The organism is Myroides sp. DW712 (genome assembly GCF_046557355.1).
Classification (GTDB): Bacteria; Bacteroidota; Bacteroidia; order Flavobacteriales; family Flavobacteriaceae; genus Flavobacterium.
In genome coordinates this window covers 146,445-159,222 of the sequence record NZ_JBKFDO010000002.1, presented here as the reverse complement: position 1 = coordinate 159,222, position 12,778 = coordinate 146,445, and the positions used below count along the sequence as shown (strand labels likewise).

The following is a 12,778-nucleotide window of genomic DNA, read 5'->3' as shown; positions in this document are numbered from 1 at the left end:
AATGGTCATTCACTTTTTTTTCGATCAATCCTGCGTAGTTTTCAAGCATCCCACTTAAAAGATCTACAGAAATAGATGTTCCTTTCTTCTTATATCTCTTTTTGAAGTTATTTTAATTTTCCTGCGTGTAGTACTCTTTTTTGATGCTTCCTGAACAGATTATTAGAAAAACAGTAAAAAGTACTATACACTTATAAATACGTATAATTTTTACGCCTTTTTTTTACTTTTATACGCTTTTAGAAGTAAAAGATATAAATATATCTTCACGTTTTTATACAATTATCAATAAAATCTGTACAAAAATAATGAATAACCTGAACATACTAAACTTTTTACACAACTTAGCCTCATATAAATCAAAACAAACAATTATCAAAAACACAGCTAAACAGAGAAATAAAAATCACCTAAAGTAAAATGATAGTTAATAAGAAGTAAAAATCTCATAACAAGAGTTAATAAAACAATATTTTCACATTTATTCACTTTATTCCTATTCCTCTCTATTAAAATCCTCAAAAATAAGTTGCCTAAAAGAGACATAAGATGGCGTAAAAAACACCTAAAAAAGAAAATCAAACCAAAAAAAACGTCTCATTATTCCGCAACAAAAAGGACGACAAAGGTAGATGATCCTTCATTTTACTGTCCTTTGTCTAACTCTTCTCTATGCAAAATAAATGGCCGAATCTCTGCATTTTTACTTCTTTTCCTTTAACTTTTTTCTCCTCTCAAAAAAGCGTTAAAAAATGACAAAATGCGACTTAATAAAAACTTAATTTATAATAAATCTAAATAATTAAATTAAGAATCCTTTCCGTAAGGAATAAACATTTTACTGCCTTGGCAAGATTGCTTACATTTGACGAAACACAAAGTATTTATGGAACAAAATGCCAACATTAAAACTGTCCTTACCGATAAAATAGCAACAATTACTTTTTATAGTCCAGCGAGTAATTCATTTCCTAGTTTTTTATTAGAAGAGTTGACGCAAGCCATTACTAGTTTAAATACGAATACGGAAGTAACCACCGTGATTCTTCAAAGCGAAGGAACGGGGGCTTTCTGCGCAGGTGCTTCTTTTGATGAGTTATTAGCCATTCAAGATACAGCTACGGGTAAAAAATTCTTTTCTGGATTTGCCAACGTTATCAATGCCATACGCAAAAGTCCAAAACTATTCATCGGTCGTATTCACGGGAAAACCGTTGGGGGTGGGGTAGGATTAGCAGCTTCTTGTGATTATTGTTTTGCCACTGAAAATGCATCCATCAAATTATCCGAATTAGCAATTGGTATCGGTCCTTTTGTTATTGAGCCCGCCGTATCTCGAAAAATAGGAAAAACAGCTTTTACCTCGATGTCTTTAGTCGCCCATGAGTGGAAAACAGCTACTTGGGCAGCGCAACAGGGCCTATACGATGAAGTATATGAATCTGTAACGCGCTTAGACCTCGAACTAAATACCTTCGCCAAACGCGTCAGTGCCTATAACCCAGAGGCTTTGTCCGAAATGAAGCAAATCTTTTGGGAAGGTACTTCCCATTGGGATGAGCTGTTAACAGAACGAGCAGAAATTTCGGGAAGACTCGTTTTATCAGACTTTACTATTCAAGCCTTACATGCTTTCAAACAAAAATAAAAAAGATAATTTCAACGCGATTTTCAATAAATCGCGTTTGTTTTTTACTTACTTTTAAATGAAAAATGCAGATCAAGTCGCCCTCTTTCGCTTTGCGAGACTATCTTATACTTCTTCTAGTGATTTGTCTCACACATCCTACAGTCGCACAAGATGAAACACCTGCTTTCAAATCGATCACTGTTGCAACTGGTCTTTCCACTTTAGGATTCAACCTGGAAGTTGCCACACCTGTAGCTACTCATTTTTTGCTTAAAGCAGGTTTCAATACTTATAGCTATAATACCCAGTCCCATCGCTTTAACTTAGACGATCCCTATGGTGCTCTACAGGAAGCATTTGGACAACGCGTAGCCTATGATATGAAGGCGAAGATACGCAATGTACACGCAAATCTTGTTGTGGATTACTACCCTTTTATAGGCGGAATTCTATACCTTAGTGGAGGAATTTACATAGGAAAGACTACACTTTCTACCCGTGGGACAATCGTTAATCGAGATGGGAGCCCTGCCCAATTACAGCCACCCTATTTTTGGCCTGAACTTGATTTTAACGGACAAAAGCTAGACATTACTAATGGCCGCTTGGATACAGAGTTGACCTTAGGAAATACCCTCAAACCCTATATCGGTCTTGGATTGGGTCGAGCAGTACCCAAAAGACGTCTCGGTATTAAAGTAGAAATGGGACTCCTATATGCAGGTGAATATTCCTTAAAGCAAAATGGCGTAAACTTAGGTCCTGTAGAAAAAAGAGCACACAATTTTGAAGAAGCAGACACTTACATCCGATGGTTTAAATATTATCCCATGGCGAAATTTCAACTCCAGTACCGCCTATTTTAAAATTCAAACCCAAACCAAAACCCATCCAAAGAAGGGAGGAGCGAAGTAGATTTTTCACTACCTTTGTCAAAATTTTTGGTTATGTCTAAAATTAGAATTACAAAACAATTCACCTTTGAAACGGGTCATGCCTTATATGGATATGATGGTAAATGTCGAAATGTACACGGGCACAGTTATAAACTAGCAGTTACCGTTATTGGTACTCCAATTACTGATGCTACCCATGTAAAATTTGGTATGGTGATTGATTTCAGTGATTTAAAAAAAATAGTAAAAGAAGAAATTGTTGATATTTTTGATCATGCTACTGTATTCAATCAGAACACCCCACATGTTGAATTGGCTCAAGAACTAAAAGAGCGCGGACATCATGTTATTCTTGTTGACTATCAACCAACTAGCGAAAACATGGTCATTGATTTTGCTACTAAAATTAAAAATCGTCTACCAGAAGGTCTAGCGTTGTATTCTTTGCGTCTACAAGAAACAGATTCTTCCTATGCTGAATGGTACCAATCTGATAATTTATAAAACGCCACGTGAATTTTACAATCCATACATCTAAAGGCATCTATTTTGCTTCTGATCAACATTTCGGAGCGCCTACCCGTGAAAAAAGCTTACCACGAGAAAAGCTTTTTTTGGAATGGCTGAACGAAAAAGAAGAAGATATGGGGGCTCTATTCATTCTAGGCGACCTCTTCGACTTTTGGTTCGAATATAAAACCGTTGTTCCTAAAGGATTTGTACGCGTATTGGGTAAATTAGCCCAACTCAAAGACAAGGGTATCCCCGTTTATTTTTTTGTTGGAAATCACGATTTATGGATGAATGATTACTTCCAAACAGAATTGGGCATTCCAGTCTTTCATGAACCACAAGTCTTTACCATCAACGGGAAGGAGTTTTTTATTGGTCATGGAGATGGATTAGGTCCTGGTGATTTGGGCTACAAACGCATGAAAAAAGTATTTACCAACAAGTTTTCTAAATGGTTATTCAATTGGCTACATCCCGATATTGGCGTGCGGCTAGCTCAATATCTTTCTGTGAAAAACAAGTTGATTTCAGGCGATGAAGATATTCGATTTTTAGGAGAAGACAACGAATGGTTAGTCCTGTACGCCAAGCGAAAATTAGAGGCTAAACACTATGATTACTTCGTCTTTGGTCATCGCCATTTACCAATGGTTATTGAACTCAACGACACATCAAAATATATCAATCTCGGCGATTGGATTAATTATTTCACTTATGGTTATTTTGACGGTGAATTTCACCTAGAAAAATATAAAAAGCCCTCTTTATAGCGGGCTTTTTTTATAGAATACTTTATTGTTTGTTTTTTGTTGTTTGGCTTTCGTTTCATCATACGCATCGCTCATTACGCATTTACGCATCACCCTTAAAAAGGTTTATCTAAAATCCATTCACTGTGTCCAAAGTAGTTCCAAGGAACACTAGCTAAATCAACATTTTCATCTATATAGCGGCTGTAATCTCGACCGTTAATTGAAACCCAAGTATCTGCATAAACAGCGACATCTACACCTTTTGCAGCGTATTCTTTTTTGATGTACTGCGCCATTTGCCAAATCATATCTGAAGTATTCAATCGTGCCTCTTGCTTACTACTTAAAACTCCTTCTGTAGTATAAAAATGACGTTTCTTTGTCGCTTTATCTTCTACAATAAAGGTGGTGTACCCTCCTCTAGAACGCAACATCATACGCCAGCTTAGACGATGGGCCTCATCTGTCCATAAGATATCACCAGCAATAAAATGCTGGCGCAAAGGCAGTGCAAATTGAATAAACATAAATACTGCGAGGAATCCCAATACAGGTTTACTTAACTGAGGCGTAGCAAAATGCTCTTTTTGTTCAACTGCTGGTTTCTTTTTCAAGAAAATGCGTCTTATTTGGTCAGATGGATAGAAAAATAAGGCAAACGTAAGAGCGAAATAAGGGAAAATCCCGATATGCAACGTAACAGAGTTAAACAAATGGAAAATCAACGAAGCAATTAATGCCAATGTACGCGTGCGTTTCCACAATAAAGCTGGCACAATCAATCCATCGAAAATAATCCCCATATACGCAATTAACATATAGAATTCTTTTTGCGTAAAGATTGTTTTAAAAAAATCTGGAATATTGGCTGACTGATACATAATTTCCGTAAACGTTCCATCTAACCAATCCGGATAAAACTTAGCAATCGTTCCATAGACATACAATACGCTGACCTGAAAGATAAAAATCCAGTTAAAATACAACGGCATGCTTACTTCTTCTTTGACGCGATTGGCTTTCACATCTAAAGATTTATACGATGCCGCTGGCAAAAAACACATATATACACAAATAATCATCAAAAGATAGTAGTGATTATTGTAGGAGGTTTTTTGCAGAAAATACGTTCCCGCCCATAACAGGGTAAGCAAAGGCATCGTCCATTTATAGCGATAACCAAGCATAACGGCTAAAGAAGCCAGCCCCATGACAAAGAAGTATACATACATCTGAGGGCCAACGAGAACTTGTAGAAAGTCCATATAAATGTGGGAAAAGGTAAACTTTACATCCACCATATTTATTCTTACCCATCCTGTAGCAATCGCACCAAACGATTCACAAGCGAATAAAAATCCAAAGAAAATTCTAAATATAATTAACGGAGCATTATCAACGGGTTGGAGCGCTTTTTTCCACATGGCTATCAAAATAAGCTCTTGTTGCAAGTTCATCCTCTTTCAAGCGATTGACAAGCTCCTCGAGCGAGTTAAATTTTTGTTCATCTCTAATGCGATCCAAGATACGAACTTTTAACGTTTTATTATATAAATCACCTGACCAATCTAGAAAGTTTACTTCTATTGTATGCGGGTGATTTTCAAAAGTGGGATTAATACCAATACTCATCATCCCTTTTACTGGTTTTCCTTCTATATCAGATTCTACCACATAAATTCCATTCTGCGGAATCATTTTATACGATTCGGAAATTTGGAAATTTGCTGTCGGGAACCCTAGCGTACGACCTAGTTTTTTTCCATGGATTACTTCCCCTGAAAAGTGATACGTATGCCCTAAAAACTCATTTGCCAAGGCGATATTACCTCCTTCCAAAGCTGTTCTAATTTTAGTTGAGCTAATCGATACATGATCAATTTCTTGGGCTGAAATTTCTTCCACCTCAAATCCATAAAATGCGCCAAAGCGCTTTAAATCGTGAATATCTGCTGTTCTATTTTTTCCGAAACGGTGGTCATAACCAATAATGATTTTAGAAATATTAAAGGTCTCAACCAAGACTTGTTTCACAAATTCTTCAGCTGTTAAGTTCGCAAAATCCAGATCAAATTTTTGCACTACTAGATTATCTAATCCCAAATCTGCCAGTAGTTCTTGTTTTTCTTCCAGCGTATTGAGTAATCGAATGCCGTGATCTTGCTTCAAAACCATCCGTGGATGAGGAAAGAAGGTCAACACCAAACTCTCAGCTTCTAATTCTTTGGCAGCATCTACTAACTTTTTGATAATCATTTGATGTCCAAGATGAACACCATCAAAAGTTCCTAATGTTGCAACAACTTTTTTATCGGTTTTAAATTCGCCTATGGAAGAAAATATTTTCACGATGATAACTTTAGTCTTTTAAAGGGATTTTACTTAGTTTTGCCCCGTTTTTCGAAATGAAAATTCAAGTGGTAAAAATACTTCATTTTTTACAAATCACATGAATTATTACACAATAATACGCCTAATCTAAAGTAATTAACATGCCTCGCTTCTCTAGAACCACCTTAGTTTTTCTTTTGTGGCTAAGTCCCATTCTTCTGTTTTCTCAAGTAAAAATCATGACGTGGAACTTAAAAAATGTTGGGAGTAGCAAAACAACAGGACACCTCAGCTACATTGCGAAAATTGTCCAACAAGCAGATATCGTTGCTATACAGGAAGTAGTCACCAACCCCAGTGGAGCACAAACCATTGCTGCCTTACACGAAGAACTCAATCGCAAAAGCGGTGCCACATGGGCATATGCTATAAGTGATCCTACAGTGAGTTCTCCTTACCGTTCAGAGCGCTACGCCTACCTATGGAAAACCAAGCACGTAAAACTGCAGAAGAAACCCTTTTTAGAGCCAATCTATCAAGAAGAAATTGAGCGCGAACCTTATATGGCCACCTTTCGCTATAAGGATATTCACTTTACCTTGGTCAGCTTACATGCGCTACCCAAAAAACATCAACCTGAAAAAGAAATTAAATACCTAAAGTTTCTACCCGAAGCATATCCAGATCTAAACTTAATTTTCCTGGGCGATTTCAATACTCCAGAATCTAACACTGTATTCAATCCCCTTAAAAAGCAAGGATATACCCCTGCTTTTACGAATCAAAAAACTTCGCTACGTCAAAAGTGTATCGAGCATGATTGCTTAGCGAGTGAATATGATAATATTTTTCTCCAGCAGACGCTTTTTACAATCAAATCGGCCGAGGCTATCTTATTTTTCACGGATTTTGACACCCTCAAAGAAGCGAATAAAGTATCCGATCATCTTCCTTTATTAATTGAGATACAATAAAAAACAGGATTTCAAGTTGAAATCCTGTTTAAACAATTAAAATATAATAAAAACTTCTACTTATCTTCTGTTCATATAAATCATGACGTAGTATAACAGCGTACCTAAAGAAGATAAAGCGGCAACCACATACGTTCGTGCGGCCCATTTCAGGGCATCTTTCGAGCCCACTAATTCTTGAGGCGTGACGATGTGTTTTGCTTCTAACCATTTCAGTGCGCGATTACTTGCATCATACTCTACTGGAAGGGTAATAAAAGAAAACAGCGTCGTTAAGGCAAACAATACAATACCCAACAATAAAAGCTGTGGAAACGTTTGTAGCATTAGAACCCCGCCAATCAACACAAAGGGCATAAAACGCGAAGATACCTCTAAAATAGGCACCATTCTCGAGCGCATGGTTAACCAAGAGTACGCTTGTGCATGTTGTACGGCGTGTCCAACCTCATGAGCAGCTACAGCCGCAGCCGCAGCATTGCGTTGATTATACACTGCCTCACTTAAATTTACCGTTTTATCCATCGGATTATAATGATCGGTTAATCTACCTGGTGTAGAAATTACACGTACATCGCGAATACCGTGGTCAAAAAGCATTTGCTGTGCAATTTCAGCACCACTCATCCCATTTTGCAAATGAACCTCAGAATACTTTTTAAATTTAGCTTGTAACCGATTACCAACCCACCAACTGGCAAGCATCATGGCAATCATAAAAACCCATATCATCATAGATAATACAATTAATGTTCAGCAAGAATATAGCAAATGACGCGCCAAATAAAAAACCCAGCCATTTTGTCATAAAAAAAGAGAGACACTTGCGAATCTCTCTTCTCTTTACTATACTATATTTTAGCTTATTTAAGCTTTTTCTTCACTTCCACTTCTTGGAATGCCTCAATCGTATCGTATTCTTTGATATCGTTGTAGTTTTTAATTTGGATACCACAATCATATCCTTTCGATACTTCTTTCACGTCATCTTTGAAACGCTTCAACGCAGTAAGTTCACCCGTATAGATTACAACTCCTTCGCGAATTAAGCGGATTCTAGAATTACGGAAGATTTTACCATCCAATACCATACATCCAGCAATCGTACCCACTTTTGAAATTTTGAATAGCTCTCTAATCTCAGCTGTACCAGTAACTTCTTCTTTCAGCTCTGGAGATAACATACCTTCCATAGCATCTTTTAAGTCGTCGATGGCATCATAAATGATGGAGTAGTTACGGATATCGATTTCTTCTTTGTCCGCTAACACTTTGGCAGAAGCCATAGGACGCACGTTAAATCCGATGATAATTGCATCTGATGCAGAAGCTAACAATACGTCAGATTCTGTAATTGCCCCCACTCCTTTGTGAATGATATTGATTTGAATTTCTTCTGTTGATAATTTTGAGAAGGAATCCGAAAGTGCTTCAACAGATCCGTCCACGTCTCCTTTTAAGATGATGTTCAATTCTTTGAAATCTCCTAAAGCAATACGACGTCCAATCTCTGCCAACGTAATGTGACGTTGTGCTCGAACAGATTGCTCGCGTAGTAATTGCGTACGTTTTGCGGCGATTTGTTTTGCTTCTTTTTCCTCTTCGAATACGTTGAATTTATCTCCAGCACCTGGGGCTCCATCTAATCCCAATACAGAGATTGGTCTTGATGGTCCGGCTTCTTGTACCGCATTTCCACGCTCATCGTGCATTGCACGTACTTTACCGTGGTTACATCCTGCTAATAGGTAATCCCCTACTCTCAAGGTACCTGCTTGTACTAATACCGTAGACACATATCCACGTCCTTTATCTAAATAAGCCTCTACAACCGTTCCGGATGCTAATTTGTCTGGATTGGCTTTTAACTCTAACATTTCTGCTTCAAGTAAAACTTTCTCCAACAGTTCTTTCATTCCGATCCCTTGTTTCGCTGAGATATCTTGTGATTGGTAGGTACCTCCCCACTCTTCAACCAATAAATTCATCGAAGCTAATTTCTCTTTAATCTTCTCTGGATTCGCCGTTGGCTTATCGACTTTATTGATGGCAAAAATGATAGGTACACCTGCCGCTTGTGCGTGACTGATTGCCTCTTTTGTTTGTGGCATGATGTCATCATCCGCTGCAATTACGATAATTACGATATCGGTTACTTGAGCTCCACGTGCACGCATGGCAGTAAACGCCTCGTGACCTGGTGTATCCAAGAACGTAATTTGTTGTCCGTTCTCTAAGGTTACTCCGTACGCTCCAATATGCTGGGTAATTCCTCCTGATTCACCTGCAATTACGTTTGCTTTACGCACATAATCCAGCAAGGAAGTCTTACCGTGATCCACGTGTCCCATTACCGTAACAATTGGCGCACGCGATTTTAAATCCTCTGGTCTATCTGGTGTTTCTTCGATTGCTTCTTCTAAGTCCGCCGTTGTGAAGTCAACTTCATATCCGAATTCATCTGCAACAATTGTCAGCGTTTCAGCATCCAAACGTTGGTTCATCGTCACCATAATTCCCAAAGACATACACGTTCCAATTACTTTGGTAATTGGCACATCCATCATGGTCGCAATTTCACCTACCGTAACGAATTCCGTTACTTTTAGGATTTTGCTACCTGCTTCTAAAGCTCTTTGTTCCTCATCTGATTTTTTACGGTGAACATCACGCTTATCTCTACGATATTTCGCTGCTTTAGATTTATTTCCTTTTCCTTGTAAACGCTCAAGCGTTTCCTTGATTTGGTTTTTAACTTCTTCTTCCGTTGGCTCTGCTTTTACCACAGGAGCATTTCTACGGTTGTTGTTTTTATTGAACTTCCCATTATTCCCACCGGGTCTATTTGCATTATTCCCACCTGGGCGGTTGTTATTTCCGCCAGGTCTTGCGTTATTCCCCCCTGGTTTATTGGCTGTTCCACCTGCATTATTTGCAGTAGTAGCACCTCCTTCTGCATTCGCAGGTTTTGCAATACGTTTTCTTTTATTACGTCCAGCAACATTGCCTTTTTTGTCGTCTTTCTTCTCCTCCTTCTTCTTTTTCGGCTTGTCAAACTGGGATAAATCGATCGTTTGCCCTGTAAAAGTAGTCCCCGAAAGTTTTTGATAGTTCGTTTTGATGATTTCATCACCTAACTTCGCTTCCACTTTATCGTCTTCAACTACTTTAGTTTCTTCGTTTGCTATTTTAGCAGACTCCTTCTGTTGCTTTTCTTCCACAGGTTTGTCTTTTACTTTTGATTCTTTATTCGCTACTTTCTTCGCTTCAACTTTTTTTGTCGTATTTTTTGCTGAATCAGTTTTCGAATCGACATCAACCTTAGCAACAGGACCAGCTTCTGCTTTTTCCTCTACTTTTTCTTGTGCAACGCTTTCTTTCGCAACTGGTTCTTCACTCTTTTTAGGCTCAGCTTTCTTTTCTTCTTTTTCAACCACTTTTTCCGATACAGCTGAAGAAGATTCTAAAGTTTTTTTAGGTTCAAGATCAATTTGCCCCACAGTTTTAATTGCAACTTGCTCTTCTGCTTTGGCTCTAATAATCTCTTGTTCTTTCTTGATACGAGCTTGTTCTTCTTGTTTTCTCTTTTCTTCTAGTTCGCGTTCACGCTCAATTTTAAGCGCTTCCTTTTCTTTTCTCTTCTCTTCACTCACTTCAATAGAAGCTTCCTTTTTCCCTCTATCAGCAGAAAACTGTTTGTTCAGAACGTTAAATTCTTCTTGTGAAATCTTTGCATTTGGCGTTGCATCAATTTCATACCCTTTGCCTTTCAAAAAGTCCACGGCTCTATCCAGAGAAATATTTAATTCCCTTAAAACTTTATTTATTCTTATTGCTCTTTCTTCAGACATATTATCTTTTTAGTGTATTATTTGTGTTGTGTTGTGCTTAGAAGTGTCGGATTAATCCTCAAACTCCTCTCTTAGAATACGGAAAACGTCTTGAATGGTTTCCTCTTCTAAATCTGTGCGTTTGATTAATTCTTCCACACTTAAATTCAACACGCTTTTTGCTGTATCTAATCCAATTTTAGCAAACTCTTCAATCACCCACATATCGATTTCATCGCTGAATTCTCTCAATTCAACATCGTCATCTTCTGGGTTTAATTCGCGCATTACATCGATATCAAATCCCGTTAACATTCCTGCTAACTTAATGTTTTGCCCTCCTTTTCCAATTGCTCTAGAAACTTCTTCCGTATCTAAATAAACATTTGCTTTTTTAGTTTCTTCGTCAAATACAACCTTATTTACTTTTGCAGGCGCCAACGCACGTTTAATAAACAAGTCTGTATTGGTTGTGTAGTGAATCACGTCGATATTTTCGTTTCCAAGTTCTCTTACGATACCATGGATACGCGACCCTTTCATTCCCACACAAGCTCCTACAGGATCAATGCGATCATCTGATCCTTCTACTGCAATTTTCGCTTTTTCTCCTGGAATACGAACGACTCTTTTCACGTAGATTTTATCCTCTCCAATTTCTGGAATTTCCTGTTCTAACAGGCGCTCTAAAAATCGGTTTGAGGTTCTAGACATGATAATTTGAGGTTTTGCTCCTTTCAATTCAACGGCCTCAATAATCCCTTTTACGGTATCTCCTTTTCTGAAAAAGTCAGAAGGAATTTGTTTTTCTTTCGGCAAAACAATTTCATTTCCTTCATCATCCATCAAAATTACAACTTTTGGTCGAATATGATGTACTTCTGCTACGTAAATCTCTCCGATTACCTCTTTAAACTGCTTATATAACGTAGCATTGTCATGCTCTGTTACTTTTGAATTCAAATATTGACGCAAAGCTAAAACTGCTCTTCGTCCAATATCTTCTAACTTTACTTCTTCTGAAACTTCTTCTCCTACTTCAAAATCCGACTCAATCTTTCTAGCTTCACTTAATGAAATCTCGTATTTATCATCTTCAACCTCCCCATCGTTTACCACGACTCTACTTCTAAAAACCTGGAAATCTCCTTTATCAGGGTTAATAATGATATCAAAGTTATCGTCATCACCATATTTCTTTTTCAATGCATTTCGGAATACATCTTCTAAGATGGCCATTAACGTAACTCGATCAATGTATTTTAACTCTTGAAATTCTGAGAACGATTCTACTAAACCACTATTCTCCATCTGATATTTTTTTAAAATGAAATTATTATACTAGCTTCTTTTATATTTTCGAATGGTATAACAGCTTCTTTTTCAACTGTCACCTTTCCTTTTCCAACAGTTTTAGCCTCACGTGCCTTCCACTGTAATACGATCGATGTTGCGCTGACTTCCGCGATTGTTGCTTCGTATTTTTCTTGGTTTACTGTGATTAGTTTCACTTTTCTACCAATATTTTTGTTATACTGACGCAACATTTTTAACGGTGAGGTCGCTCCCGCAGAGGCAACTTCTAAACCGAAATCGTATTCTTCTCTATCTAAGTTGTGCTCAATAGCCCTACTTACATCGATACAGTCTTGCAAATTAACCCCGTTATCTCCATCTAAAACCACGAGGATTTTATTGTCTGGAGAAATCGTCATTTCAATCAAAAACAACTCTGGCTTCTCAGCTAAAGCTGCATCCAACAACTCTTGTACTCTGTTTTTAAATGTCATATGCTATAAAAAGAGGGGACTATTATGTCCCCTCATTATTTAACTTCTTTAATAAATAACGG

Annotated in this window: 11 protein-coding genes; 5 read left to right on the top strand and 6 right to left on the bottom strand. The window is 37.6% G+C overall.

Annotated elements, in window-relative coordinates; translation table 11 throughout:
* Window positions 1-886: 886 nt before the first annotated feature.
* From ACLJX0_RS02285 to ACLJX0_RS02270, 4 genes are all read left to right on the top strand, one after another.
* Window positions 887-1,648 carry an enoyl-CoA hydratase/isomerase family protein gene (locus tag ACLJX0_RS02285; RefSeq protein ID WP_410878043.1) on the top strand — a complete coding sequence of 254 codons (762 nt, stop codon included), beginning with the start codon at window positions 887-889 and terminating at the stop codon, window positions 1,646-1,648.
* 65 nt (window positions 1,649-1,713) lie between these two features.
* Entirely contained in the window at window positions 1,714-2,496 is a 783-nt protein-coding gene (locus ACLJX0_RS02280) for a hypothetical protein (protein WP_410878042.1), read from the top strand.
* Between the two features lie 81 nt (window positions 2,497-2,577).
* A complete protein-coding gene (locus ACLJX0_RS02275; protein WP_410878041.1) occupies window positions 2,578-3,030 on the top strand; it encodes a 6-pyruvoyl trahydropterin synthase family protein in 453 nt (150 codons plus the stop codon).
* 8 nt (window positions 3,031-3,038) lie between these two features.
* Complete coding sequence (locus ACLJX0_RS02270; RefSeq protein ID WP_410878040.1) at window positions 3,039-3,809, top strand: UDP-2,3-diacylglucosamine diphosphatase; 771 nt, start codon at window positions 3,039-3,041, stop codon at window positions 3,807-3,809.
* A gap of 95 nt (window positions 3,810-3,904) precedes the next feature.
* Here the strand turns inward: ACLJX0_RS02270 and ACLJX0_RS02265 are convergent, their stop codons facing one another.
* Together ACLJX0_RS02265 and ACLJX0_RS02260 are read right to left on the bottom strand one after the other, a co-directional pair.
* Window positions 3,905-5,215, bottom strand: coding sequence for an HTTM domain-containing protein (locus ACLJX0_RS02265; protein WP_410878302.1), 1,311 nt, complete (start codon window positions 5,213-5,215; stop codon window positions 3,905-3,907).
* Window positions 5,187-6,140 (bottom strand): bifunctional riboflavin kinase/FAD synthetase, encoded by a 954-nt coding sequence (locus ACLJX0_RS02260; RefSeq protein ID WP_410878039.1) that lies wholly within the window; start codon window positions 6,138-6,140, stop codon window positions 5,187-5,189. Before ACLJX0_RS02260 ends, ACLJX0_RS02265 begins: the two co-directional genes overlap by 29 nt.
* A 143-nt stretch (window positions 6,141-6,283) precedes the next feature.
* Between ACLJX0_RS02260 and ACLJX0_RS02255 the strand changes: the two genes are divergently transcribed.
* Window positions 6,284-7,096: an endonuclease/exonuclease/phosphatase family protein gene (locus ACLJX0_RS02255; protein ID WP_410878038.1), complete on the top strand. Its 813-nt coding sequence runs from the start codon at window positions 6,284-6,286 to the stop codon at window positions 7,094-7,096.
* A 60-nt stretch (window positions 7,097-7,156) separates the two neighbouring features.
* Here ACLJX0_RS02255 and ACLJX0_RS02250 read toward each other — a convergent pair whose 3' ends face one another.
* The 4 genes from ACLJX0_RS02250 to rimP all read right to left on the bottom strand — a co-directional run bounded on the left by ACLJX0_RS02250 (window position 7,157) and on the right by rimP (window position 12,716).
* Window positions 7,157-7,828, bottom strand: a complete 672-nt coding sequence (locus ACLJX0_RS02250; RefSeq protein WP_410878300.1) for a zinc metallopeptidase — start codon at window positions 7,826-7,828, stop codon at window positions 7,157-7,159.
* 131 nt (window positions 7,829-7,959) lie between these two features.
* The gene (gene infB / locus ACLJX0_RS02245) at window positions 7,960-10,947 is read right to left on the bottom strand and encodes a translation initiation factor IF-2 (RefSeq protein ID WP_410878037.1); all 2,988 of its coding nucleotides are present in this window, start codon (window positions 10,945-10,947) and stop codon (window positions 7,960-7,962) included.
* A 51-nt stretch (window positions 10,948-10,998) separates the two neighbouring features.
* Window positions 10,999-12,237, bottom strand: coding sequence for a transcription termination factor NusA (gene nusA / locus ACLJX0_RS02240; RefSeq protein WP_410878036.1), 1,239 nt, complete (start codon window positions 12,235-12,237; stop codon window positions 10,999-11,001).
* Window positions 12,238-12,248: 11 nt separating this feature from the next.
* Entirely contained in the window at window positions 12,249-12,716 is a 468-nt protein-coding gene (gene rimP, locus ACLJX0_RS02235) for a ribosome assembly cofactor RimP (protein WP_410878035.1), read from the bottom strand.
* Between the last annotated feature and the right edge of the window lie 62 nt (window positions 12,717-12,778).